At 67.9% G+C, this 24,996-nt stretch carries 26 protein-coding genes; 18 read left to right on the plus strand and 8 right to left on the minus strand.

Annotation, left to right across the window (positions count from 1 at the left end; translation table 11 throughout):
- The first annotated feature begins 76 nt into the window (after positions 1 to 76).
- Positions 77 to 994 (plus strand): NADP-dependent oxidoreductase, encoded by a 918-nt coding sequence (locus tag FDA38_RS38130; protein WP_137259019.1) that lies wholly within the window; start codon positions 77 to 79, stop codon positions 992 to 994.
- Here FDA38_RS38130 and FDA38_RS38135 read toward each other — a convergent pair.
- The 5 genes from FDA38_RS38135 to FDA38_RS38155 are packed head-to-tail and all read right to left on the minus strand — an operon-like array spanning position 985 to position 6,204.
- The gene (locus FDA38_RS38135) at positions 985 to 1,896 is read right to left on the minus strand and encodes a phytanoyl-CoA dioxygenase family protein (RefSeq protein WP_137259020.1); all 912 of its coding nucleotides are present in this window, start codon (positions 1,894 to 1,896) and stop codon (positions 985 to 987) included. The genes FDA38_RS38130 and FDA38_RS38135 overlap by 10 nt on opposite strands.
- Positions 1,893 to 3,167 (minus strand): ABC transporter substrate-binding protein, encoded by a 1,275-nt coding sequence (locus tag FDA38_RS38140; protein WP_137259021.1) that lies wholly within the window; start codon positions 3,165 to 3,167, stop codon positions 1,893 to 1,895. The genes FDA38_RS38135 and FDA38_RS38140 overlap by 4 nt, the downstream gene beginning before the upstream one ends.
- Before the next feature lie 13 nt (positions 3,168 to 3,180).
- The gene (locus tag FDA38_RS38145) at positions 3,181 to 3,990 is read right to left on the minus strand and encodes a carbohydrate ABC transporter permease (RefSeq protein WP_137259022.1); all 810 of its coding nucleotides are present in this window, start codon (positions 3,988 to 3,990) and stop codon (positions 3,181 to 3,183) included.
- Positions 3,987 to 4,901, minus strand: a complete 915-nt coding sequence (locus FDA38_RS38150; RefSeq protein ID WP_233715175.1) for a carbohydrate ABC transporter permease — start codon at positions 4,899 to 4,901, stop codon at positions 3,987 to 3,989. Before FDA38_RS38150 ends, FDA38_RS38145 begins: the two co-directional genes overlap by 4 nt.
- Positions 4,894 to 6,204, minus strand: coding sequence for a glycoside hydrolase family 36 protein (locus tag FDA38_RS38155; protein WP_137259023.1), 1,311 nt, complete (start codon positions 6,202 to 6,204; stop codon positions 4,894 to 4,896). The genes FDA38_RS38150 and FDA38_RS38155 overlap by 8 nt, the downstream gene beginning before the upstream one ends.
- Positions 6,205 to 6,269: 65 nt before the next feature.
- Here FDA38_RS38155 and FDA38_RS38160 point away from each other — a divergent pair, with 65 nt between their 5' ends.
- Entirely contained in the window at positions 6,270 to 7,187 is a 918-nt protein-coding gene (locus tag FDA38_RS38160) for a helix-turn-helix domain-containing protein (protein WP_137259024.1), read from the plus strand.
- Here FDA38_RS38160 and FDA38_RS38165 read toward each other — a convergent pair.
- Positions 7,159 to 9,294 carry a discoidin domain-containing protein gene (locus FDA38_RS38165; protein ID WP_137259025.1) on the minus strand — a complete coding sequence of 712 codons (2,136 nt, stop codon included), beginning with the start codon at positions 9,292 to 9,294 and terminating at the stop codon, positions 7,159 to 7,161. The genes FDA38_RS38160 and FDA38_RS38165 overlap by 29 nt on opposite strands.
- Before the next feature lie 163 nt (positions 9,295 to 9,457).
- Here FDA38_RS38165 and FDA38_RS38170 point away from each other — a divergent pair, with 163 nt between their 5' ends.
- From FDA38_RS38170 to FDA38_RS38230, 13 genes are all read left to right on the plus strand, one after another.
- Positions 9,458 to 9,871 carry an SRPBCC family protein gene (locus FDA38_RS38170; RefSeq protein WP_137259026.1) on the plus strand — a complete coding sequence of 138 codons (414 nt, stop codon included), beginning with the start codon at positions 9,458 to 9,460 and terminating at the stop codon, positions 9,869 to 9,871.
- A 10-nt stretch (positions 9,872 to 9,881) separates the two neighbouring features.
- Entirely contained in the window at positions 9,882 to 10,793 is a 912-nt protein-coding gene (locus tag FDA38_RS38175; protein WP_137259027.1) for a TatD family hydrolase, read from the plus strand.
- A 24-nt stretch (positions 10,794 to 10,817) separates the two neighbouring features.
- Positions 10,818 to 11,234: a hypothetical protein gene (locus FDA38_RS38180; protein ID WP_137259028.1), complete on the plus strand. Its 417-nt coding sequence runs from the start codon at positions 10,818 to 10,820 to the stop codon at positions 11,232 to 11,234.
- Positions 11,231 to 12,367 (plus strand): hypothetical protein, encoded by a 1,137-nt coding sequence (locus tag FDA38_RS38185; RefSeq protein WP_137259029.1) that lies wholly within the window; start codon positions 11,231 to 11,233, stop codon positions 12,365 to 12,367. Before FDA38_RS38180 ends, FDA38_RS38185 begins: the two co-directional genes overlap by 4 nt.
- 10 nt (positions 12,368 to 12,377) lie before the next feature.
- The gene (locus FDA38_RS38190; RefSeq protein ID WP_137259030.1) at positions 12,378 to 13,268 is read left to right on the plus strand and encodes an ornithine cyclodeaminase family protein; all 891 of its coding nucleotides are present in this window, start codon (positions 12,378 to 12,380) and stop codon (positions 13,266 to 13,268) included.
- 112 nt (positions 13,269 to 13,380) lie between these two features.
- Entirely contained in the window at positions 13,381 to 13,689 is a 309-nt protein-coding gene (locus FDA38_RS38195; RefSeq protein WP_137259031.1) for a hypothetical protein, read from the plus strand.
- A 21-nt stretch (positions 13,690 to 13,710) separates the two neighbouring features.
- Entirely contained in the window at positions 13,711 to 14,325 is a 615-nt protein-coding gene (locus FDA38_RS38200; RefSeq protein WP_137259032.1) for a nitroreductase family protein, read from the plus strand.
- Between the two features lie 226 nt (positions 14,326 to 14,551).
- A complete protein-coding gene (locus FDA38_RS43305) occupies positions 14,552 to 15,682 on the plus strand; it encodes a resuscitation-promoting factor (protein WP_137259033.1) in 1,131 nt (376 codons plus the stop codon).
- A gap of 76 nt (positions 15,683 to 15,758) precedes the next feature.
- Positions 15,759 to 16,580: a 16S rRNA (adenine(1518)-N(6)/adenine(1519)-N(6))-dimethyltransferase RsmA gene (gene rsmA / locus FDA38_RS38210; RefSeq protein ID WP_233715176.1), complete on the plus strand. Its 822-nt coding sequence runs from the start codon at positions 15,759 to 15,761 to the stop codon at positions 16,578 to 16,580.
- Positions 16,581 to 16,598: 18 nt separating this feature from the next.
- A complete protein-coding gene (locus FDA38_RS38215) occupies positions 16,599 to 17,531 on the plus strand; it encodes a 4-(cytidine 5'-diphospho)-2-C-methyl-D-erythritol kinase (RefSeq protein ID WP_137259035.1) in 933 nt (310 codons plus the stop codon).
- 31 nt (positions 17,532 to 17,562) lie between these two features.
- A complete protein-coding gene (locus FDA38_RS38220; RefSeq protein WP_137259036.1) occupies positions 17,563 to 17,817 on the plus strand; it encodes a type II toxin-antitoxin system Phd/YefM family antitoxin in 255 nt (84 codons plus the stop codon).
- Positions 17,814 to 18,209 (plus strand): type II toxin-antitoxin system VapC family toxin, encoded by a 396-nt coding sequence (locus tag FDA38_RS38225; RefSeq protein ID WP_137259037.1) that lies wholly within the window; start codon positions 17,814 to 17,816, stop codon positions 18,207 to 18,209. The genes FDA38_RS38220 and FDA38_RS38225 overlap by 4 nt, the downstream gene beginning before the upstream one ends.
- A gap of 146 nt (positions 18,210 to 18,355) precedes the next feature.
- Positions 18,356 to 20,233: an elongation factor G gene (locus FDA38_RS38230; protein WP_137259038.1), complete on the plus strand. Its 1,878-nt coding sequence runs from the start codon at positions 18,356 to 18,358 to the stop codon at positions 20,231 to 20,233.
- On the opposite strand, the gene FDA38_RS38235 is transcribed toward FDA38_RS38230, so the two are convergent.
- The gene (locus FDA38_RS38235) at positions 20,217 to 21,065 is read right to left on the minus strand and encodes a fructosamine kinase family protein (protein WP_170990004.1); all 849 of its coding nucleotides are present in this window, start codon (positions 21,063 to 21,065) and stop codon (positions 20,217 to 20,219) included. The two genes, FDA38_RS38230 and FDA38_RS38235, sit on opposite strands and share 17 nt — an antisense overlap.
- Before the next feature lie 73 nt (positions 21,066 to 21,138).
- Here FDA38_RS38235 and FDA38_RS38240 point away from each other — a divergent pair, with 73 nt between their 5' ends.
- On the plus strand, positions 21,139 to 22,899 hold the full coding sequence (locus tag FDA38_RS38240) for an ABC-F family ATP-binding cassette domain-containing protein (RefSeq protein ID WP_380092105.1): 1,761 nt from the start codon (positions 21,139 to 21,141) through the stop codon (positions 22,897 to 22,899).
- Positions 22,900 to 23,259: 360 nt separating this feature from the next.
- On the opposite strand, the gene FDA38_RS38245 is transcribed toward FDA38_RS38240, so the two are convergent.
- Positions 23,260 to 23,757 (minus strand): MarR family winged helix-turn-helix transcriptional regulator, encoded by a 498-nt coding sequence (locus FDA38_RS38245; protein ID WP_130440594.1) that lies wholly within the window; start codon positions 23,755 to 23,757, stop codon positions 23,260 to 23,262.
- A gap of 97 nt (positions 23,758 to 23,854) precedes the next feature.
- Between FDA38_RS38245 and FDA38_RS38250 the strand changes: the two genes are divergently transcribed.
- Both FDA38_RS38250 and FDA38_RS38255 read left to right on the plus strand, forming a co-directional pair.
- Positions 23,855 to 24,640, plus strand: a complete 786-nt coding sequence (locus FDA38_RS38250) for a methyltransferase domain-containing protein (protein WP_137259041.1) — start codon at positions 23,855 to 23,857, stop codon at positions 24,638 to 24,640.
- Positions 24,641 to 24,642: 2 nt separating this feature from the next.
- Positions 24,643 to 24,990, plus strand: a complete 348-nt coding sequence (locus FDA38_RS38255; protein WP_202878026.1) for a VOC family protein — start codon at positions 24,643 to 24,645, stop codon at positions 24,988 to 24,990.
- Positions 24,991 to 24,996: the final 6 nt, after the last annotated feature.

Below are 24,996 nucleotides of genomic sequence, written 5' to 3' on the forward strand. Positions count from 1 at the left end.
CGCGACGCCGTCCGGGAATGCCGGGCGGCGGCGCCGCCTTTTCTTGTAGCAACAACCAATTCGAGGAGGCTGTCGCATGCGGGCTGTGGTGTTCGAGGAGTACGGCGATCCCGAGGTACTCAAGGTGCAGGATGTGCCGGAGCCGCACGCGGGCCCCGGGCAGGTGCGGATCAAGGTGCACGCGGCCGGCGTGAACCCGTACGACACGAAGATCCGGCGCGGCTTCACGAAGGACTTCGCACCGGCGAAATTCCCCGCGATCCCGGGGTTCGAGGTCGCCGGCGTGGTGGACGAGGCCGGTGACGGCGCGGCCTTCGCGGTCGGCGACGAGGTCGTCGGCTGGTCGGCCGGCGGTTCGTACGCCGAGTACGCGCTCGGCGGCAACATCACCCGCAAGCCGGCCGGTCTCGGCTGGGAGCAGGCTGTCGGCGTACCGGTGGCCGGCGAGACCGCGCAGCGGGTGCTCGACCTGCTCGAGGTGAAGCCCGGCGAGACGATCCTGATCCACGGCGCCGCGGGCGCGGTCGGCTCGGTCGCCGTCCAGCTCGCGAAGGCGGCCGGTCTGACCGTCATCGGTACGGCGTCCGAGGCGAACCACGAGTACCTGACGTCGATCGGCGCGATCCCGGTGCTGTACGGCGAGGGGCTGCTGGAGCGGGTCCGCGAAGCCGCGCCACAGGGTGTCGACGCCGTGTTCGACACCGCGGGTAAGGGCGGTCTCGAGGAGTCGATCGAGCTGCGCGGCGGGACCGACCGGATCATCACGATCGCCGACTTCGCTGCGGCCGAGCTCGGCATCCAGACGTCCGGGGGCGGCACCGGCTCCCCCGAAGAGGTCCGGGCCGCCCTCGACGCCCAGTTGCAGGCGGCTGCTGACGGCAAGCTCACGATCCGGATCGCCGAGAGCTTCGCCCTGGCGGACGCGGACAAGGCCCAGGCGCTGAGCGAGTCGGGCCACGCCCGCGGCAAGGTCGTCGTACTGCCTCAGGCGTAGCTGAACCGGGACTGCGGCGTCGGCACGTCGTCGACCCGCGGGTCCCAGCGATCGACGAAGTTCACCCCGGCCGGGACCTCGACAGATTCCGTCGAGGTCCAGCCGCGGGTGAGGGTCGGGAAGTCCGGCACGTCCGGGTGGTAGTGCGGCTTCCCGGTGCCGAGCAGGTCCCGCGCCATCGGTGCGCTCCGAGCCTGGTACCGGAAGTCGGCCGACAGCCGCAGCCGCTTCGTCCGGTTCGGCATCGCGCCGTGCACGGTCAGGCTCCCGAAAAGCAGTACGTCGCCGGGCTGGTACGACGTCGTACGCCACTCCGGGTGGTTCTCGTCGGCCTCGGCCCGCATCATCCCCGGCCCGTCGGACGCCTTCACCGGCAGTACGCCGAGACGCGGCGACCCGGCGTACACCCGCAGCCCACCGATCTCCGGCGGCGCCGCGCTCAACGGGAGCCACGTCGTGAGCGTGTCGACGCAGCCCTGGATGAACCGGTAGTCCTGATGGATCGGCGTCGGATTCGCCCCCGGCGACGGCGGCGCGATCCGGCAGATATGCGCCGGATGCGCGAACGCCTCCTCACCGAGCAGCCTGCCCGCCAACCCGATCAACTCCGGCCGTACGGCGAGCTCGTGGAACGCCTGCGTGCTCTGGATCGCCGTATAGGCACCGAAGAACCCGGCCGACCCCTCCTCGACGGCCCGCCCCGACGCCACCAGCTCCCGCGGATCAGCGTTCCGGTCCAGCCAGTCACTGTCGTACAAGATCCGCGCCAGCTGTTCGTGGACGTCGGTCACCACGTCAACCGGTAACAACCCGCGGAAGAACAAGTAGCCGTCGGAGGCCAGTCGTGTCTGCAGAGCGGCGGCGTCCGACACGAGGTCGTGGGAGTCGGTCAGCTCTTTCACTTGTCATTCCCAATCTTGTCCATGGCTGCGGCGATGCCTTGGACGGGGGTCTTGTCGAGGAAGAGGTCGTTGGCGGCCTTGTTGATCTCGGTGCTCTTCGAGGTCCAGCCGTCCGCGATCGGGAGGTTGACCGTGCTGCCGGCCGCCGAGTCGAGGAACGGCTTGACGTCGATGTCCTTCTCCTTCCAGAACGCCTGGTACCCGGCGCCCGCGTCGGTCAACGCCGGGATGATGTACCCCGCGTCGCCCATCAACCGCTGCGCCTTCTCCGAGCCGAGGAACGCGACCAGCTTGCCGGCCTCGTCCGGGTGCTTGGTCTTCGCGAACATCGCCTCGGCGAGGCCGTTGATCACCACCGTGCGCCCGGCCGGTCCGGCCGGCATCGCGGCGACGCCGATCGGGAACTTCACCTCGGGCAGCGCGAACGGGAGCAGCGCGTTGTTCGCCGGGAACATCGCGACCTCACCGCGGTAGAACATCTCGGTCGCCTGCCCGGTCGGCGGGTTGGTCCGGGTGCCGTCCGGCGACACCTTCCACTTGAAGATCAGGTCACGCGCGAACTGCAGCGCCTCGACCGACTTCTGCCCGGCGAAGTCGAACGTGCCGTACGGCTTGTCCATCGCGTGGCCGCCGTTCGAGGCGATCCAGTTCAGCCACTGGGTCTGGTTGTGGTTCCACGAGCAGAACCCCCATTGCTTGGTGCCGACGGTCAGCTTGCGAGCGACCTCGAGGAAGCTGCCTGAACCGTCCGGCGCCCAGGTCAGCTCGGCCGGCATCGTCACGCCGGCCTTCTTGAACAGGTCCTTGTTGTACAGCAGCCCGACGATGCCCATGTCCTTCGGCATCCCCAGCTGCTTGTCCTCGAACTTGTACGACTGCACGACGTTCTCGTTGTAGGCGTCGAGCTTGAGCCCGGCCTTCGAGATCAGGTCGTCGAGCGGCGCCAGTACACCCTTGCCGGCGAAGTCCGGGAAGTAGTCGACGGTCAGCCAGAACACGTCCGGCGCCTTGCCGCTCGCGAGCTCGGTGGTGAGCTTGGTCCAGTACTGATCCCAGGGCAGCACCTCCATCCGGACCGTGATGTCCGGGTTCTCCTTGGTGAACTCCGCGAACACCGCCTTGTAGCCGACCTCCTGCTGCTCGTCCCACAACCGGTACACGAGCTCGACCTTGCCGCCACCACTCGAGCCGGCGTCGTTCGACGAGCCGCACCCGGCCAGCGCGAGCACACTGCCGGCGCCGATCAGAAAAGTCCTCCTGGACAAAGACATGAGAGCCTCCGAACTACTTGAGCCCGGTAACAGCGACCGAGCGGACGATGAAGCGCTGGAACACGATGAACAGCACGAGCAGCGGCGCCAGCGCGATCAGGCTGCCGGCCATCACGGCGTTGTAATCGACGCCGATCTCCCCCTTGAACAAGGCGATCCCGACCGACAGCAACCGCTTGTCCTCGCTGCTGGTGATGATCAGCGGCCAGAGGAAGCTGTTCCAGTTGGCGACCACGGCGAGCGTGGTGACGGTGACCAGGATCGGTTTCGACAACGGCAGCACGATCGACACCAGCGTCCGGACCCGCCCGGCGCCGTCGATCCGGGCGGCGTCCTCGAGATCCGCGGGAATGCTGCGGAAGAACTGGCGGAGCAGGAAGATCGCGTACGGCGTACCGAGCATCGTCGGCAGCATCAGACCGGCCCAGGTGTCGACCAGGCCGAGCTTCTGCATCATCAGGTACAGCGGGATCATCGTGACCACCGGCGGCACCATCAATGTCGACAGATAGACCCAGAACAACGCGTCCCGGCCCGGGAACGACAGCCGCGCGAACGCATATGCCGCGAGCACCGCGAACACGACCTGGCCGAGAGTGATCCCGGCCGTGACGAGCGTCGTGTTGACCAGGTAGCCGCCGAAGCCGGAGGCGAACAACCGGTGGAACGCGGCCGTGCTGGGCGGTACGCCGGGCTCCCACGGCATCGTCTCCGACAGTTGCCCGGGGCCCTTGAACGCGGTCAGCACGGTCAGGAAGTACGGGAAGATCGCGAGTACGCAGCCGGCCACCAGGACGGCGTACACGAAGACGCGCAGTTTCATCCGGACACCTCGTAGGTCGTACGGCGTTCGAAGTACACGAACTGGGAGATCGTCGCGATCAGCACGACCGCGAACAGCAGGACCGAGATCGTCGAGGCGTAGCCGAAGTCGAACTTCTTGAACGCCTCGTCGTAGATCAGGTACGTCGTCACCTCGGTGCTGTCGCCGGGCCCGCCCTCGGTCATCACGAAGATCGTGTCGAAGGCCTGGAACGAGCCGATCACATTGGTGATCAGCACGAACAGCATCGTCGGCCGCAGCAGCGGGAGCGTGATCGAGAAGAAGTGCGCGACCGGCGACGCACCGTCCAGCGACGATGCCTCGCGCAACGACGGCGGGATGTTCTGCAGACCGGCCAGGAAGAACAGCATGTTGTACCCGGCGAACTGCCAGATGTGTACGGCGGCGACGCTCGGCATCGCGAGAACCGGGGACGACAGCCAGGCCGGGCCGTGGACGCCGAACAGTCCGAGGAACTGGTTCAGCGCGCCGCGGCCGGGGTCGAAGATCCAGCTCCAGACGAGGCCGAGGGCAACGGGTGTCGCCATCCACGGGATCACCAGCAGCGCGCGGAAGTACTTCATCCCGCGAAGCTTGCGGTCGACCAGGAGCGCGAGGAGCAGCGAGAGGATCGTCGTACCGGGCACGCAGATGAGGACGTAGTACAGCGTGACCAGGAGCGAGTGCCAGACGTCGTAGTCGGTGAACAGCTTGCGGTAGTTGGCGAGCCCAATGAATTCCGGTGTCGACAGCAACTTCCAGTCGAACAGGCTGAGCACGAGCACGATCACCACGGGCGCGAGCAGGAAGCCGAGTACGCCGACCAGGCTCGGCGCGAGCAGCGAGTACGCCGCTGCCGTCTGCCGGGCCTGTCCGATGCGGTGCCGACGGCGGGGCGCGGGCCTAAGCATCCGGATCCTTCAGCGGGTGCGGCCGCGGCGAACTCGGGACGAGCAGCTCACGGGTGCGATCCAGCCCCCAGCGATCGAGCTCGCCGATGGGATCGCTCGACATCCGCAGACCCGGACCCTCAGCGATGTGCTGTGCCCAGCTCTCCCGCTCCTGGACGTCGGGCCGCACGATCAGGCAGTCGGAGTCGTTCGCCCACCACCGGCCGTGCAGGAACTCACGCGCCACCGACGTCGACCGTGCACCGCGCTGACCCGGCTGGCTGATGTCGCCGGACGGCGGGTCGACCAACGGATCGGTGTCCGGCGAGATCCGCATGCAGTCGACCAGTCCGAGGCTCGGCAGAATCGGCGCGCCGCAGCCGTGCAGGATCCGGTTCGGTCCGACGGCCTCGCGCAGCAGTCGCATCCCATGCCGGTACGCCGCGATGCCGTCGAGCTGCTCGTGCCGCGGTCCGTCGATCGCACCGGCGTACACGAAGTCGAGCTTGAAGTGGTCGTACCCCTGCCTGCACAACTCCGTGAAGACATCCTGGATGTGCCGTGCGGCACCGGGATGCGTGACGTCGAGGACTAGTTGCTCCTGGCCCCAGTTGGTGCCGGCGTTGATCCCGGGGACCAGCCACTCCGGATGCTTGCGCGCTGTCTCGCTGCCGGCGGCAACCAGGAACGGGGCGACCCAGATGCCGGCGCGGCGTCCGCTGGACCGGATGTCGGCGGCGAGCCGGACGGTCGAGCCGAAGTCGTCGCGCGGCGTCAGCCAGTCGCCGATCGCGGCCTGGTACCCCTCGTCGAGCAGGACCAGGTCGACGCTGAGCTCGTGCTGGTCGAACTGGCGGACCTCGGCCATCACGTCGCGCTCGGTGACCTTGCCCCAGTACGCGTACCAGCTGCACCACGACGGGCCGAAGACCCGGATCGGTGGTGAGCCGAAGGATTCGGCCCAGTCCGCGAGCGCCTGGTTGGGGTTGGTGTGCGTGCCTGTGGTGACTTGCACCTCGCCGTCGGCAGAGACCACCAGCCGGTTGCCGTGGATCTCGGCGCGAATCGACGGGACCGCATCCGGCGTGATCGCGGCAACTGTCGTGACCTCGCCGGCGGTCGCGACCGCGAGCAGGCCCTCGCCCTGGAACCGGCCGGCGTCGACGCCCGGGCGGTACGCCATCACGTGATGGTTCGGGGCGGTCGGCCGCGGCGGTGAGGCGTCGAGCCGGTACCAGCCGCTCGGGCTCCAGGACTGCCAGCCGTGCTCGAAGACCAGCGTGGACGCGTCGTACTCGAGCTCGGCGACGGGGGCGAAGGGCACGGATTCACTCGATTCTCCGGGTGCAGGATCTTGCTAATCTTGGAGCCCTTACGAGGGGATCCACCATGACGGAGCCTGCTGACTTCGAGCACGATCTTGCTACCCAGGTACTGATCGAGCTGTACAGCGAGATCCCGCCGCCGAGCAAACTGGTGACCGGCCACTTCCACAGCGGCGGCGACTATCGCGTCGTCCGGCCGGACGGCGTGGGCAGCTGGTACCTGCTCTACACGGCCTCCGGCACGGGCCGGTACCTGATCGGTGAGAACCGGCTGACGCTGCGCCACGGGGACGTCGTACTGGTCAGCCCGGGTACGCCGCACGACTACGGCACGGTCGGCACGTACTGGGAGTCGTGGTGGGCGCATTTCCAGCCGCGGCGCGAGTGGCACACGTGGTTGTCGTTGCCACAGGCAATGCCGGGGCTGTCGTACGTGCGGTTGACGAGGTCGTCGGAGACCGACCGCGTGGTGTCTGCCTTCGACCGGCTGCATCGGGATGCGCAGCGGGCCGGGCTGTCGCCGACCGGCGATACCGAGCTGCACCTGCTGGAGAAGAGCGTCGCGACCGAGCTGACGATGAACGGCATCGAGGAGGTGCTACTGACCGCGGTCGCGAGCCTGCGCCGGGAGACGCAGCACCTGGACGCCCGCGTGCATCTGGTGCTCGAGGCAATCACCGCGGACCCGGCGAGGCCGCATACGCTGACCTCGCTCGCCGGGCTCGCCCAGGTATCCGTCTCCCGGCTCGCGCATCTGTTCAAGGAGCAGGTCGGCGACTCGATCATGAACGTCGTACTGGCGCTCCGCCTGCAGCGCGCCGCCGAGCTGCTCGGCGCGACCGACATGTCCGTCGCGCAGATCGCCGCGGCGGTCGGCTTCGATTCACCGCACTACCTCAGCCGCCAGTTCGGCCGCCGCTACGGGATGTCGCCGACCGCCCACCGCGCCAAGGTCAGGAACCCGGAGCTAGAGCTATATTGAGCTCGGTCGCGGCCGCGTAGTCCGCCCCGCCGGCCAGACCGACGAGCCGGACGTAGCGAGCCGTCGTACCAGCCGGGAGCCTCGCGATCTTGGCGTCGACGCTGCCGTCCCAGGTGCCCTGCGTGGCCGACGTGAAGGTGATCCCGTCGACGCTGGTCTGGACGTCGTACGACGAGATCCGGCCGTTCGGCACGTCGGCGTCCTGGCGCGGGGTGTAGACGAGTGCTTCGATCGCGCGCGGCGTCTTCAGATCGAGGGTGATGTACTGCGGGAGCGGTGCGTGCGGGCTCCAGTTCGAGTGCCACATCGTCGTGCAGTTGCCGTCGATCGCGCCCGCCGCGGTGTAGGCGGGCGAACCCTGGCTGGTCGCCGTCGCGGTCATCTCGCGCTGCGGCAGCAGGTTCAGCGGACCGAACGGGCCGTCGACGGGCGGCGGCGTACCGGGGATCGCGGTGACCCGGCCGAGACTCGGTGCCTTGAGCAACGGATGGGTTCGCAGGTAGTTGAGGAACACCTCCTGGCCCATCTTCGGCGCACGGGTGAGCTTGGAGTATTGCTGGAAGCCGGGATAGCCGTACTGCGCTCCGTGCAACGGCATCGCCGCGCTCGTCGTCACACGATACGTCTTGTCGAGCTTCAGCGGCTTGCCGTTGATCAGGACCTTCGCCGGGTCGATCCGGTCGCCGACCGGTCTGCCGAGGTCGTAGGTGTAGCGGAAGTTCGCGGAGGTAGCGAGCGCGGACAGCCGGCTGCAGCCGTACGCCGGCGGGATCCACTGTTGCTCGAGGACGGCCTCGACTGTCGAGCCCTTCATCGAGAGCGTGGTGATCGGCGAGATCCCGGCGACCGGCCAGGCTTCGCCGTACGTCACCGTGCCTGCGTTCAGCCCGGCGGCGATCACGTCGACGCCGAGATCGGCCGGGACCAGGGCGAAGTCGCCGTCCGCTTCGGCTTTGTAGAGGTCGGCGACCAGGTTGCCGGTCCGGCTTTCCGCGGTGGTGGCGAAGTCGAGATCGCGGTCGAGCTTGGCGAGCGGCCGCTCCTGGCGGGCAGTCCACTTGTCCATCCAGTACTTCACGATCTTCTGGATCTTCGGATCGGGCGTGACGTCCTTGGTGACCGCGTGGTTGGTCGCGGTCGTTGCCGATCGGATCACGTCACCGGTCGCAGGGTCGAGCTCGAGGTTGATCTCGCCGAGCACCCGGCCGTGGTTGCTTGCCTCCAGCACCGGACGCGGTACACCGTTCGGGTCGGGGATCATGCAGTTGAACGCGGTGTGCCAGTGCCCGCCGAGGATCACGTCGATATCCGGCGACATCGCCCGCGCGGCGTCGAAGATCGGGCCGGTCGGGTTCTTGCACTCGTCGTACAACCCGCCCTGCTGACCGCCTTCGTGCATGCTGACCACGATCGCGTTCACGCCCTGGGCCTTGAGCTCCGCCGCGGCCCGGTTCGCGGCGTCGACCACGCCCTGGAACTCGAACCCGGAGCCGTCGATCGACAGCGTCTCGGTCGGCGTCCCCGGGAAACCGAGACCGATGAAGCCGATCCGCTTCGACCCGGCCTTCGCGATCCAGTACGGCGGGAGCACCGGCCGCTTGGTCCGCGGGTCGACGATGTTCGCCGCGTGGTAGGCGTAGTCGGTGCCGTGGAAGTTCCGGCCGGTGGAGTCCTTGAAGCAGCTGTCGAAGCCGGGCTTGCCGTAGCAGGCGCCGGTCTGCATCCGCCGCAGGAACGGGAACTCCCGGTCGAACTCGTGGTTGCCGGCGACGTCGAAGTCCATCCCGAACGCGTTCAGTACCTCGATGGTCGGCTCGTTCGCGAACGCCTGGGTGTAGTCGGGCCAGCCGCTGAACTGGTCACCCGAGCCGATCAGGAAGCTGTTGGGTTTCCGTAGCCGGTCCAGGTGTGCCTTGAGATACGCGGCACCTCCGACCTGCTGGGTGCCGGACGGGCCGGCGATGGTCAGGTTCTCGGTCTCGGATAGATATCCGTGCAGATCGGTCAGACTGAAGATCTGCACCGGGATCGGTGGCGGCGTCTCCGTGTGTAGCGCTCCCACGGCGAGACCAAGTACGGCGAGGACTGCGCTGAGCCTTCCGGGCATCGGCTGCTCCTGTCGGTCGGGCGGAACCGAGACGCAAACTACTGGGCTGCGCGGGCTGCGGACATGGCCGTGGGTGCTGACTTCCTGCACGATCCGGCTGACGCTTTTCTACAAGCGCATGGGAGGCGGGAACCGTACGGTCAGGGGAGAGAGGAGATTCACCATGACTGGATATGTGGCAGTGGCCGAGATCGATATCGATGCGCCGGCCGAGCGGGTGTGGGAGGTGCTGACCAGCCCGGAGAAGCTGAAGGAGCTGTGGTTCGGCGCCGAGGTCGAGACCGACTGGCAGGTCGGCAGCCCGATCACGTGGAGTGGCGAATGGGAGGGCAAGCCGTACCAGGACAAGGGCGAGATCCTCGCCGTCGAGCCGGGGCGGTTGCTGACGCTCACGCATTGGAGTCCGCTGACGGGGCAACCCGACGTACCGGAGAACTACCACACGCTGACGTATGAGCTCAGTGGGAATACGCACTTGAAGCTCAGCCAGGACAACAACGCGAGCGAGGACGAGGCCAAGCACTCGCAGGAGATGTGGGAGATGCTCGTCGCGAAGGTCAAGGAGGCCGCTGAGTAATCTAGGCGGTATGTCTGATGGTGTGGAGGTCGACCGCCCGACCCGGGAACGGGCTGCTATCGGTGAGGACGGGCGGTCGCGCGACCGGAGCCGGCCCGCGGTACCTGATCCGTTGCCGATGAGCGTGGTCGACGCGCACTGTCATCTGGATATCGCCGACGGCGAGGACGGCGCGTGGTTGAGCCCGGCCGAGGCGATCAAGCTGGCGTCGTCGGTCGGCGTGACGCGGATCGTGCAGGTCGGGTGCGATCTGCCGGGCGCGGTGTGGGCGGTCGAGGCGGCTGCGCAGTACCCGAACCTGATCGCGGGCGTCGCGCTGCACCCGAACGAGGCACCGAAGCTGAAGGAAGCCGGCGAGCTGGACAGCGCGCTCGCGGAGATCGAGCGGCTGGCGTCGAGCTCGGACAAGGTCCGGGTGATCGGCGAGACCGGACTCGACTACTTCCGCACCGGCGAGGACGGCCGTACGGCGCAGCACGAATCGTTTGCCGCCCACATCGAGTTGGCGAAACGCCTCGGCAAGACGCTGATGATCCACGACCGCGACGCGCACGAGGACATCCTGCGCATCCTCGACCGCGAGGGCGTCCCGGACCGCCTGGTCATGCACTGCTTCTCCGGCGACACCGAGTTCGCCCGCGAATGCGTCAACCGCGGCGCCTTCCTCAGCTTCGCCGGCGTAGTCACCTTCAAGAACGCCCAGTCCCTCCGCGACGCCCTCGCCGTCACCCCCCTAGACCGCATCCTCGTCGAAACCGACGCCCCCTACCTGACCCCCTCCCCGTACCGAGGCAAACCCAACGCCTCGTACCTCATCCCCCACACCGTCCGCAAAATGGCCGACGTCCTCAACATCTCCGTCCCCGAACTCTGCACCGCCCTCAACACCAACGCCAACCACGCCTTCGGCGGCTCGTGGTAACTGTTCGCCCACTACGCTGAGTCCGTGGACTACGAGGCTTTCGACGCCCAGCTACTTGAACTGGCCGACTCCCTCCGAGGAGCCGACGAGCCGACGGTCGCTGCTGAGATCGTCCGGTTGAAGGCGCTGGCAGGTCAGATCGCCGACGAGCGTTCCCGTCGCCTGGCGCTGATCAGGGCGGAGAAACTGCCCGAGTTCATCAGCGGGCCGAAGCCCGGCACCAGCCCGCAGTACGAGCGTGCCTCCACGTTGCTGGGACAGGCGCTTGCCGACAAGAGGTCGCCGCTCGAGCGGATCGCTCATGCCGAACGCGTCAAGACCGAGATCGCGGCGTTGTCCCGCCAGGCCCCGCGGCGCGAGTCCATGACGATCCTGCGGATGAACTCGAGCCTGGTCAGGCTGATCGAGCGGCTTCGGGACGGCTCGGACGGCAGCACGTGACCGACGTGGTCGAGATCTCGCCGCAGTCGTGGGAGTACCGGCTGGTGGCCGCGGTGGTGTACGCCGTCGAGCAGCGAGCCGGCGGTAGAGGTGGTCCTCGGACCCGGTGGAACGGGCGGGTGCTCGAGGAGACCGATCCGGAGAATCTCGGCAGCGCGCACGCTGACGGCAGCATCTCGGTCTCCGTAGCGAACGTCCTCGATCAGTTGCGCAAGGCACGGGACCTCGATCGCCCGCTGACCGACGACGAAGCCTGGCTGCTTCGCGACGCGATGGACACGTTGACCCACGAAGCCGCTCATCTGATGGCACCCGGCGGCGACATGACGGCACCCGAGGCTTACCCGTACGACGACGCCGCGGCTGCCAGTGACGAAGGCCGCGTCGAGCAGTGGACGAAGCGCAACCTCGACAACATCATCAGTGATGTCTTCACCGACGCAGGGCTGGACAAGGTCGAGGCCGCGGTCCTGGCGCAACCGGGTCTCGACGCCTATGCCGCCTTCACGCCTGCTGCCAGACTCCTCGACAGGGCGCTGGCCGAACGGAGCGGGCTGACCAGCGCTCAGGTCACACAGAAACTCCTCTGCGCTGACGATGCACAACGCTGGAACGTCGCGGTCGACCTGGTGATCGACGAACATCTTGCTGAGCCGGGCCTCATGCCCGAGTCGCACCGCGCCGAGGTGCGCAAACAGTTGGTCGCACCGCTGCGTGAATCCCTCTCTGTGCTGGCTGCTGTCGAGGGCGACGAGTCGCTGGGGAGTGACCAGAAGGCCGAGGAGGGAACCAAGGCTGCGCAGAACGCGATCGCCGGGCTGGACAGCGCACTCAATCGGATCGAACGCAAGTACCGGATTGACAATGCGCAGCGGGCTCGGCAGCAGGCGCAGCGGCCGGCGTCGCGGGTGAACCAGGCTGTACGGCGAGCGCAGGGGAATCTGCCACCCGACCTCAAACGGCTGCGGGCTCTGACCGCGCCTCAGGCGCCGGCCTCCGGCGCGACCAGGCGACCCGTGGAAGCCACCGACCACGCGCCGGTCGAGCAGGGCGAAGGCTCGCGGCCCCGCGGACAGCAGGCGACGCGGCCGACCGGTGGCCCAAGGCAACCGCACTCTCCGCAGCGCGACTGAGCGGCAGACCGTGGTCACCATCCTCACCGACGCCGATATCCGGGCCCGGCTCCGCCCCGGCGATGCGGTTGCCTGGATGCGGGAGGCGGTTCTTGCTGCTCATGCGGGGCGGTTGCACACGCCGCCTCGGGTATCCACCGAGCTCGGTGGTGGGCGGCTGGTGTTCACGACCGGTGCGTTGGAAGGGGAGTGGTACGGCTACCGGTCGTATGACTCGTTTGACACCGATCCTGGGCAGCAGGTCGTCGTGCTGCACGACTGGGGTTCTGGTGAGGTGCGGGGGATTGCTGTAGGCAACGAACTGGGGCCGAGGCGGGTCGGCGCGATCGGAGGTGTAGCCTTCGACGCCCTCGCCGACCCGACTGCTACCACCCTCGCCTTGATAGGTACGGGCACCCAAGCCTTCACTCAGCTCTGGGCTATCGGGGCGGTGCGGCGGTTGTCGAGTGTTCGGGTTTTTGGTCGGGACCGGGAGCGGCGGATCGCCTTTGCTAGAAGGGCTTCTGGGGATCTTGGGTTGCCGGTGACTGCGGTCGAGTCGGCCCGTGATGCTGTTGAGGGGGCGGATGTCGTGGTGTTGGCGACCAACAGCCCGGTGCCGGTGATTGAGCCGGCTTGGGTGAAGGATGGGGCATTCGTGACGACGCTCGGGCCGAAGCAGGTTGGGCGGGCGGAGTTCGGGGCGGAGTTGGTTGATCGGGCCGACCTCGTCGTGACGGACTCGGTTGCGCAGACCGCGGCGTACGACCCGCCCTTCGTCCTGGCCGGCACTCCGCAGCAGGAGCGGCTGATGAGTCTCGGCGCCGCGATTGCAGACAACGTGACGGGGCGGACCGTGCTGTTCTGCTCGGTCGGGCTGGCCGGGACCGAGGCGTACCTGCTGGCGAAGCTGCTTTCGTGACGGGACGGACGCCGACCGTCAACGTTTCCGCGGACCGTTGCGCGGGGTGTCGGGCGAGCGCAGTCTGAGGGCGTCGGCCCGGTTCGGGGCCGGCCTGCAAGGGGGAGGGGCAATGAGTGTTCTGATGACCCTGCGGGTGACTGGGGACCCCACGGCGATCGAGAAGCTGGGCGCCGACAACGGTGCGCTCTTCGAAGGTGTGATTGCGGACGCATCCAGTCGCGGCCTGATCTCACATCACTTCTACGGCAGCGAGAACGAGCTTCTCGTCGTCGACGAGTGGCCCGACGAGGCGTCGTTCCAGGCGTTCTTCGCGAACTCCGGGCCGCAGATCGAGCAGATGATGGCGGCGGCCGGCGTGACGGCTCAGCCGGCGATCGAGTTCTGGCGGCACCTGGAGGTCGGCGACGACGTCGGCTGAGACCGCTGATAGACACACCTCATGGAGTTCAGTGAGGTTGTGCGGCGGCGGCGGATGGTTCGGAACTACGACGCTGAGCGGGCGGTTCCGGATGAGGTGCGGGAGCGGATTCTCGAGAACGGGCTTCGGGCGCCGTCGGGTGGGTTCAGTCAGGGGTGGGCGTTCCTGACGCTGGAGGGTGACGAGCGGGAGCGGTACTGGCGGATCGCGGCCGAGGATCCGGACGAGAAGTATGTGGAGTGGATCACAGGCCTGCGCCGGGCGCCGCTGCTCGTTCTCGCGTTCGCGCACAAGGACGCCTACCTCGATCGGTACACCGAGCCGGACAAGGGCTGGACCGATCGCGACGAGGGCCGCTGGACCGCGCCGTACTGGTACGTCGACACCGGGATGGCGGTGCTGCTGATGCTGCAGACGGTCGTCGACGAAGGCCTGGGAGCCTGCTTTTTCGGGCCTCCTGCGGACAAAGTGGGTCGACTGCTCAAGGAGTTCGGCGTACCCGAGGGGTTCGATCTGGTCGGGGTGCTGTCGGTCGGGTACCGGGCCCAGGACAAGCGCTCGCCGTCACTGAAACGGGGCCGCCGGACGACCGCCGAAGTGGTGCATCGCGGCCAGTGGGGCCATCACCTGGCGTGACGAGGCATGTCGGCCCCGTTACACCCATTTCCGACTCGCCGACCAGGGGATTGGCACTTCCGGCATATCTTCGTTATGGTCCCGTGATGTTGGCCGGGATCGGGGAAGATTCCGGGCAGTACATCCCCTCGGCGGGACACGAAGCTCCGGGCAGCCAGTCCGGCGTCGACGGTCGGTGCCTGTGCTGTCCCACCCCGTGCCCGGGTAGCCCTACCTGGGAGCGTTAGTGCGTAAGTCCATCATCGCGGCCGTCGGTGCGACCGCCGCGATTGCCGTCGCGGGCGGCTCTGCGGCGTATGCCGAGAAGAGCAAGACAGTCAGCCTCTCCGTCGACGGCCAGGTGCGGAAGGTTCACACCTTCGGCTCCACCGTGGCAGACGCCCTGAAGGCCGAGAAAGTTCAGATCGGTGCCCACGACGTGGTCGCGCCGGGTCCGGACTCCAAGCTCAAGGACGGCCAGGAGATCGCGGTCCAGTACGGTCGCGAGCTGACCGTCAACGCCGACGGCACCAAGAAGGCCTACTGGACCACCGCCGACAGCGTGAACGAAGCGCTCGCCGACCTCGGTCTGCGGTACGACGGGGCCCAGCTCTCCACCAGCCGTAGCGCGCCGCTCGGGCGCCAGGGGCTGGAGCTGGTCGTGAAGACCCCGAAGACCGTGCAGATCGTCCACCTGGGCAAGATCGCGACGATCAAGTCGCTGGCCGGTACGGTCGGCGAGGCCCTGACCGAGGCGAAGATCCGCTGGGACGCCGACGACCGGATCACTCCGGCCGCCGCCACCCCGCTGAAGCTCGGCGTCAACAAGGTCGGCTACGTGCAGGTCCTGCAGAAGCAGGTCAGCAAGACCGTGGCGGTTGCGCACGGCACCGATCAGACCAAGTCGGCGACGCTGGTCCAGGGCACCACGAAGACCACGGCCAAGGGCACCGACGGCTCCAAGTCCGTCACGTACCTGTACACCTACCTGGACGGCAAGCTGTCGACCACGAAGGTGGTCGCGACGAAGGTCGTCACCGCGCCGGTCGACGAGAAGGTCCTGGTCGGCACCAAGCCGAAGCCGGCCGAGCCGACGACCACGACCACGGACGAGAAGCCGACGCCGCCGACCAGCAGTGGTGGCGCGTGGGACCGGATCGCCGCGTGTGAGTCGGGCGGCAACTGGGCGGCCAACACCGGTAACGGGTACTACGGCGGTCTCCAGTTCGACCACGGCACCTGGGCGGCCTACGGCGGTACGGCGTACGCCAACAACGCCAACGGTGCCTCGAAGGCGCAGCAGATCGCGATCGCGGAGAAGGTCAAGGCCGACCGCGGTGGCTACGGCGCTTGGCCGGTGTGCGGCAAGAAGGCCTGAGCCTGACACACTGACAGGCGTGAGCTCGTCTGATTCATCCACTTCCGCCGGACCGAGGCTTCTCGGTCCGGCGGAAGTGCGTTCATTGGCCGCGTCGCTCGGCGTCCGTCCGACCAAGCAACGCGGCCAGAACTTCGTCATCGACCCGAACACGGTCCGCCGGATCGTGCGCGCGGCCGACCTGTCCGCCGGTGAGACGGTGCTGGAGGTCGGCCCCGGGCTCGGCTCACTGACCCTGGCGCTGCTCGCCGAGGGTCACCCGGTCACCGCCGTCGAGATCGACCCGCTGCTGGCGCAGGCGCTCCCGTCCACGATCGCGACGTACGCGCCGGAGCAGGCATCCGCGCTGACCGTGGTCGAGGCCGACGCGATGGACGTGACTCCGGCAGAGATCGGTACGCCGACCGCCTGCGTGGCGAACCTGCCGTACAACGTCGCCGTACCCGTCCTCCTCCACCTGCTCCGCGTGTCCGACTCGCTACGCCACGGGCTCGTGATGGTGCAGTCCGAGGTCGCGGACCGTCTGGCCGCCCCGCCCGGCTCGCGCACGTACGGCGTACCGTCCGCCAAGGCCGCCTGGTACGCCGATGTGCGGCGCGCCGGGCCGATCGGACGGAATGTCTTCTGGCCCGCGCCCAACGTGGACTCGGGCCTGGTTGCGTTCGAACGCCGCGATCCGCCGGAGACGCCGGCGACCCGCGAGGAGGTGTTCGCGGTGATCGAGGCGGCGTTCTCGCAACGACGCAAGACGATCCGCTCCGCACTGGCCCGCTGGATGCCCGACCGCGCGCGCCTGGACGAGGTGTTCGCGGCAACGGGGATCGACCCACAACTACGCGGCGAGATGCTCGGGATCACAGACTTCGCCGCTCTCGCGGGTGCAGCTCGGACTACCTGATGCCCTAGCCTGTGCGACGTGCCACCTTCTGTTGAGGTCACGGTGCGGGCACCGGCCAAGATCAACCTCGGTCTGTCCGTCGGTCCGCCGCGCCCGGACGGGTTCCACCCCGTCGCCACGGTGTACCAGGCCGTTGCCCTGTACGACGACGTCACCGCGCAGCTGCGTGACGACGACGGCGAGGTGTCGGTCGAGATCGTGGGGGACTTCGCGGACGACGTACCGACCGACGAGACGAACCTCGCGGTGAAGGCGGCCCGGCTGCTGCAGGCGGAGTACGACGTCGACGAGGGTGTCGACCTGACCATCCGCAAGACGATCCCGGTGGCCGGTGGGATGGCCGGGGGATCGACTGACGCGGCAGCGACCTTGGTGGCGTGCAACCGGCTGTGGGGCCTGCAGCTCACGCAGACCGAGCTGCAGCATCACGCGGCGGAGCTCGGCAGTGACGTCCCGTTCTGCCTGGTCGGGCACACCGCGCTCGGCCAGGGCCGCGGCGAGCAGGTCACCGAGGTGATGTCCCGCGGCACGTTCCACTGGGTGTTCGCGATCGCCGACGGCGGCCTGTCCACCCCCGAGGTGTACGGCGAACTGGACCGCCTGCGGCCGCTGCGCCGGGTCGAGGCGCCGCAGGTCCGTCCCGAACTGCTCTCGGCGCTGCTCTCCGGCCAGCCCGGCGCGCTCGCCGTTGCTCTCAGCAACGACCTCCAGGCGGCCGCCCTGTCGCTGCGCCCGGAGTTGGGCGACACACTCCAGTTCGGCCTCGACCAGGGCGCCCTGGCCGCCCAGATCTCCGGCTCCGGCCCCACCTGCCTCTTCCTCGCCGCCGACAGCCGCAGCGCAGTAGACCTCGCCGTAGAACTCGCCGAATCCGGCCTCTGCCGAATGGTCCGCCAAGCCGAAGGCCCGGTCCCCGGCGCCCGAATCCTCCCCGCCATCGTCAGTCACTAGTACACTTAGCCAAGTGGACTAAGGAGGGATGATGGGCGAGCCGGCTCCGCAGTACAACATTCATGAAGCCAAGACGCAGCTCTCTCGGATCATCGAGCGGGTAGAGCACGGCGAGGAAGTCATCATCAGCCGCGCCGGGCACCCTGTTGCAAAGGTGGTTCCGCTGCCTACTGCCCGTCGTCGCAGCGGATGGGGTTCGCTGGCCGGTCAGATCAGCTTGGCCGACGACTGGGACTCGGCTGAGACGAACGCGGAGATCGCGGACGACTTCGGCATTCCCTCGTGACCGAACTGTCGGGGACAGCGCGTCTTCTGCTCGACACGCATGTGCTGATCTGGTGGCTGCAGGCCAGTCCTGAGCTCTCGGACGATCTCAGGAACCGGATCGACACAGAGCTCGATGTCTACGTCAGCGCTGCGTCTGTCTGGGAACTCTCGATCAAGCAGGCTGCCGGCAAGATCAAACTTCCGGACGACCTGCGGGAATGGATCGAGCGTGGTGGTCTCAGCGAGTTGCCGATCTCGATGGCTCACGCCGACGTCGCCGGACGGTTGCCGCCGATCCATCGGGATCCCTTCGATCGAATGCTGGTGGCGCAGGCTCTCGTCGAGAGATTGACGTTGGTGACTCGCGACGGGCTCATCCAGCGGTACGACGTACCGATCCTCGAAGCCTGAAAATCGTTCGTCCGCGGCCTTGTTGTGGTGTTACGGTCGAATGCCCATCAGTAAGAGACAGGAGACCGGGATGCGCCGCGTTGTGATCGACCTCATTGGTTCTGATCGCATCGACGCATTCGCGAGGACTCTTGAACTCTCTGACGATGGGCATTGTGGCGCATGTCGACGCCGGTAAGACCAGCCTGACCGAGCGGCTGCTGTACGCCGCCGGGGTTATCGACCGGGTCGGACGGGTCGACGACGGGAACACCCAGACCGACTCGATGGAACTCGAGCGCAAGCGCGGGATCACGATCCGTTCGGCGGTCGTGTCGTTCGCGCTGGGCGACCTGCCGGTGAACCTGATCGACACGCCCGGACACTCGGACTTCATCGCCGAGGTCGAGCGGGCGCTGTCCGTGCTGGACGGCGCGGTGCTGGTGATCTCCGCGGTCGAGGGCGTGCAGCCGCAGACCCGGTTGCTCATGCGCACCCTCGACCGGTTGCGCATCCCGACCCTGCTGTTCGTGAACAAGATCGACCGCGTCGGCGCGCGGTACGACGATCTGCTGGCGGACATCAAGCGCTTGCTGACGCCGTCCGCCGTACCGATGGTCGGTGTCACGGATCTCGGAACACGATCCGCGGGCCTGGTGCCGCAGGACACCGAGCCGCTCGCGGAGATGCTTGCCGAGCGCAACGACGAGTTCCTCGAGGGGTACTTGTCCGGCGCTCCGCTCGATGTCGCCGGCGAGCTACGGCGGCAGGTGGCGACTGCGCAGGTGCATCCCGTGTACTTCGGGTCGGCCATGACCGGGGTTGGGGTGGCGGAGCTGATCGAGGGCATCCGTTCGTGGTTGCCCAGAGCAACTCCAGCATCAGAAGATCCCTTGCAGGCAAGGGTTTTCAAGGTCGATCGCGGCGCGGCCGGGCAGAAGATCGCGCTGGCCCGGATGTTCGCGGGCACGCTGACGTCGCGCTCGTACGTCGACGTACATCCGGTGGACGGACCGGAGTACCAGGCTCGTCCGAGCGCGATCGAGGTCTCGGGTCATCCGGTCGATCGGGCCGAGGCCGGCCAGATCGTGGCGCTGCGCGGGTTGAAGAGCATCCGGATCGGCGATCAGCTCGGTGTCCGCACCAAGCAGGTCGGGCGGTTGTTCGCACCGCCGACGCTGGAGACCGTGGTGAGTGCGCGCGACCGGGTCAAGCTGTTCCAGGCGTTGACACAGCTCGCCGAGCAGGACCCGCTGATCCGGGTGCGCAAGGCCGACGAGATCACCGTCAGCCTGTACGGCGAGGTGCAGAAGGAGGTGATCGCGTCCCTGCTCGCAACGGAGTACGGCGTCGACGTCACCTTCAGCCAGACGACGCCGATCCACGTCGAACGCCTTGACGGGACAGGCGAGGCGGTCCGTGAGATCACCGCGCCGGAGAACCTGTGGGCGGCCGGTGTCGGGTTCCGCGTCTCACCCGTTGCCGAGGGCATCGAGTACAACCTGATCGTCGAGCTCGGCGGGCTGCCCCGCGCGTTCCACACCGCGATCGAGGAGACGGTCCGCCTGACCCTCCACCAGGGCCTCTTCGGCTGGGAGATCCCGAACATCCGGGTCGATCTCACCCACACGGCCTACTCCAGCGTCGCGACCGTCGCCGCCGACTTCCGCCGTCTTGTCCCGCTGGTCCTCATGCAGGCCATCGCCGAGGCCGGTACGACGGTCCTCGAGCCGGTCAACCAGTTCGAGCTGGACGCCCCGGCCGACACGGTCTCGCGCGTCCTCGCCCACATCGCCGAACACCGCGGCGTCGTCTCCCAGACCACCCTCACCGAGACCCAGGCCCACCTGGAAGGCACGATCCCCGCCGCCACGACGCACTCCTTCGAGACCTTCCTCCCCACGCTGACCCACGGCGAAGGTCTCCTGGCCACCACCTTCCACACCTACCAACCGGTCCCCGGCCCGGCACCCATCCGCTCACGCACAGACGGCAACCCGCTCAACGAGAAGCAGTACCTGCTGAACCTCAATCGAAGCTCTTGAGGATCGTGTGGATCTCGGCGACGGTCTGCGCGCGGTCGGGCCAGTGGGCGGTGATGCAGAGGAGCTCACGCAGATGGAGGAGCGGCATGCGCTCACGCCAGCCGTCGGCCAACGGGTGCAGCTCCTCGTACGCCGAGAAGAACTGGTCGGACAGGTTGCCGTAGATGAGCAGCGTGGCCAGATCGGCTTCGGGCCAGCCGTAGTTGACGGCGGGATCGATCATGCCCGGCTCGCCGTCGGGGCCGGGGAGGAGATTGCCGTGCCACAGGTCGCCGTGCAACAAAGACGGAAGCTGGGCCGGGACCAGGTCCGGCAGACGTAGAGCGATGCGTTCCAACCGGCGGCGGTCGGCCTCCGGAAGTTGCGAGAAGCAGTTCGGCTCCTCCAGATAGCGGAGCAGCCGCTGCTCGGCGAAGAACGCGTGCCCGTCGGTCGTCCACGGGTTCCGCTGCGGAAGCGTGCCCAGGTAGTTGTCCTGGTGGTAGCCGAACTTGTCGGCCGTCTGCTGATGCTGCAGCGCCAACGCCCGCCCCGCGTCCTCCCAGTACGTCGGCGACGCTTCCGCCGTACCGAGGTCCGCCAGCACGATGAACGACGACGTGACCCGAAGCACCTCAGGTACGGCGAACCCGCCCGGGACCCGCAGCGCGTCGAGGCCGTCGGCTTCGAGCGGATACAGGTCGGACGGCAGATTCTCCTGGGTCTTCACGACCGCGGTCCGGCCCAGCGACGTACGCACGCGGTAGGTCTTGCTGGCGTACCCGCCCTCCAGCGGATCGGCGGCGATCGGGTCGCCCAGGGACAGGCCGTCGAGCCAGGCAGCATTCAGCACCTGGACGATCCTGGCACGTGCGGAGCGGTCGGATACCCTGGGGCCCGTTATGGCGGCACCTAACTTGGTCAATATGGAAGCTGTTTCCAAAGGCTTCGGCACCCGGACGTTGCTCGACTCGGTCACCCTCGGGATCGGGCGCGGTGAACGGGCCGGCGTGGTCGGACGGAACGGCGACGGCAAATCGACGCTTCTACAGGTCCTGGCGAGGCGTGAGGAGCCCGACAGCGGCCGGATCACACACAACCGCGACCTGCGGCTCGGGTATCTCGGGCAGAGCGACGACCTCGACCCCGGGCAGACCGTGCTGCACGCAGTGCTCGGCGATGTCGAGACCTACACCTGGGCTGCCGATCCGCGGACACGCTCGGTGATGGAGCACTTGCTCGGCGAGATAGACCACCAGGCGCTCGTCGGCAGCCTGAGCGGTGGCGAACGCCGCCGGGCGTCGCTCGCCAGGCTGTTGCTGACCGAGGTCGACCTGCTCGTCCTCGACGAGCCCACCAACCACCTCGACATCGAGGCCGTCAGCTGGCTCGCCGAGCACGTCGTCGACCGCGCCGGCGCCCTCATCGTCATCACCCACGACCGCTGGTTCCTGGACGCGGTCTGCACGGTCACCTGGGAGGTGCAGGGCGGCCACGTCTCGTCGTACGACGGTGGCTACGCCGCCTACGTCCTCGCGAAGGCCGAGCGGTCCCGGAGCGCGCAGGTCACCGAGACCAAGCGGCAGAACCTCCTGAAGAAGGAGCTCGCCTGGCTGCGCCGTGGTGCGCCGGCGCGATCGACCAAGCCGAAGTTCCGGATCGAGGCGGCCAACGCCCTGATCGAGAACGAGCCGCCGCCGCGCGACAAGCTCGCGCTGTCGCAGCTGGCGACGGCGAGGCTCGGCAAGGACGTGTTCGACGTGGAGGACGTCAGCCTGAGCTTCGGTGACCGGGTGATGCTCAACCACGTCACGTTCCGCCTCGGCCCGGCGGACCGGATCGGGCTGCTCGGCCCGAACGGCGCGGGCAAGACGACGTTCCTCAAGGTCCTGACCGGGCAGCTCGCCCCGGACCGCGGCGTGGTGAAGCAGGGCAAGACGGTCCGCGTCGCGAACCTGTCCCAGACCCTCGACGAGGTCGACGGTGCGTCAACAGTGCTCGAGCACATCACCGCAATCCGCCGTACGGCGGCGCTTGCGGGGCGAGGTGGTGAGCTAACGTCGTCGCAGCTGCTGGAGCGGTTCGGGTTCACCGGGGACAAGTTGACGACGCGGATCTCGGACCTGTCGGGTGGCGAGCGGCGCCGACTGCAGCTGCTGCGGATTCTGCTCGACGAGCCGAACGTGCTGATCCTCGACGAGCCGACCAACGACCTGGACGTCGAGACGCTCACCGTGCTGGAGGACTTCCTCGACAGCTGGCCCGGCGTCGTCGTCACGGTCACCCACGACCGGTACTTCCTCGAGCGCGTGAGCGACATGGTTTACGCGATCATGGGTGACGGCCAGGTGCGGCATCTGCCGCGCGGTGTCGATCAGTATCTCGACGAACTCGAGGCCGGAATTCCGCGGCGGGCGCCGTCAAATGCGTTGACACCGGCGCCGGAGATGTCCAGCAATTTGTCGGTCGACCCGGCGGCGTCGCGGGCGGCGAAGAAAGAGCTGAACCGGATCGAGCGGCAGCTGGCCAAACTCACCGAGACCGAGGCGAAGCTGCACGACCAGCTGGCCGCGAGCGCCAGCGACTACGAGCGGCTGGCCGGGCTGGACACCGAGCTCCGCAAGCTGGCCGACGAGCGGGCCGAGCTCGAGACGGCATGGTTCGAAGCCGCCGAGCTGGCCGAGTAGAAACGCTTGATTGAGCGCGGCGCCCCTCCGATCCCCTGTGATTCGGAGGGGGCGCCGAACTCTGGGTGAGCGGGCCCCGTGCCGGCCGGCGTTGTTCGGGCCCCGAGCCCCGGACACCGCGCGGCCACTTTCGGCGGACCACCTCTTGCCGCCGAAGTCACCGTGATCTGACAGTTTGTGGTCGGTCAACCACCGACGGTGATGACCCTAGTGCGGGGTCTCACCCAGTGTCGATAGTCGACGGCTACAACAGCCTCTCGATCTCGTTGCAACTAGCAACGATCGGAACCGGGCGGAAGTGACGGGTCGTCTTTTCGGATTATTCCGGCAGAATTCCACGGCGCGTTTGTCCGGATATTGTTAGTGCTTTTCCAGATCGAACGGGCGGACCAGCTCGCGCAGTACGCGGGCGATCTTCTGCTGGTCGCGCTCGCTGAGCGATCCCAGCAGCGCGCGCTCGTGGGTGAGCAGGTCGGCCATCGCGGCATCGACCGCGTCGCGGCCGGCTGTGGTCAGCTGGACGAGGACCCCGCGGCGGTCCGACGGATCCGGCAGCCGCTCGACCAGGCCGCGCGCGGCGAGCCGGTCGACCCGGTTCGTCATCGTGCCGGAGGTGACCAGGGTTTCCTTCAGCAGTTTGCCGGGGGAGAGCTGGTACGGCGCACCCGCGCGCCGGAGCGCCGCGAGTACGTCGAACTCCCACGACTCCAGGCCGTGGGTGTCGAACGCTTGACTGCGGGCGCGATCCAGGTGCCGCGCGAGCCGGCTGACCCGGGACAGCACCTCCATCGGCGCCACGTCGAGGTCGGGGCGCTCACGGCGCCAGGCCTCGATCAGCCGATCGACCTCGTCCTCCATGGTTCGAGACTACCCATCAAGACTCTTGACATCAAGACAAGTCGCAGGTCTAGAGTATCTCGATGTCAAGATAAATCGTGGAGAGAGGTGCAGACCGATGCGTGCGTCACCGGTGTGGAGTCCAGTGCAGTACGGCACGTACGCCGACGAGCGGGCCCGCCCGTTCCGGGACCTGGTCGAGCGGGTGCAGGCGACCGACGTACGGACCGTCGTCGATCTCGGCTGCGGTCCGGGCGCGCTGACCGCGACGCTGCGCCAGGTCTGGCCGGAGGCCGTGATCCGTGGGATCGACAGCTCACCGCAGATGCTCGAGGCCGCGGCGGAGTACGCCGACGACCATCTCGGCTTCGAGTTGGGCGATGTTCGCGAGTGGGCCGCCGAGCCGGGATCGCTCGACGTGATCGTTACGAACGCGACGCTGCAGTGGATCCCCGAGCAGGTCGACCTGCTGCCCGGGTTCGTGCGGGCGTTGCGGCCGGGTGGGTGGCTGGCGATCCAGATCCCGGGCAACGGGAACGCGCCGTCGCACGCGATCCTGCGGGAGCTCGCCGAGACCGAGCCGTACGCCGAGTTCGCGAAGGACGCGTCGCTGCGGCCGGACGTGCCCGGTCCGGCGGAGTACGTCGATGTGCTCAGCGCGGAGGGTTGCGTGGTGGACGCGTGGGAGACGACGTACTTCCACGTGCTCGCGGGCGACAACGCCGTACTGGAATGGGTGAAGGGGACCGGTGCGCGGCCGGTGCTGCAGTCGTTGCCGGATGAGCTGCGCAAGCAGTTCGAGGCGGAGTACGGCGCTCGGCTGGCGGAGGCGTATCCGCAGAAGTCGTACGGGACGTTGTTGCCGTTCCGCCGCATCTTCGCAGTGGCACGCAAGGAGGGATGAGCATGCGGCTCGATCATGTGCAGGTGTCGTGCCCGGCCGGCGGCGAGGACGTGGCGCGGGCGTTCTACGCCGAGGCGCTCGGGATGACCGAGGTCGAGAAGCCGGAGCTGCTCAAGTCGCGCGGCGGTTGCTGGTTCAAGGCCGGTGACGCGGAGATCCATGTCGGCGTGGAGGCGGGGTTCACTCCGGCGAAGAAGGCGCATCCGGCGTTGGCCGTCGACGACCTGGACGGGCTGGCCTTGCGATTGGCTGGTCTGGGATACCCGGTCACGTGGGACAACGAGACGATCCCCGGCCGCCGGCGGTTCCACACCGCCGACGGACATGGGAATCGGATAGAGATCGTGTGACGAGCG

The organism is Kribbella jiaozuonensis, from assembly GCF_005233875.1.
Classification (GTDB): Bacteria; Actinomycetota; Actinomycetes; order Propionibacteriales; family Kribbellaceae; genus Kribbella; species Kribbella jiaozuonensis.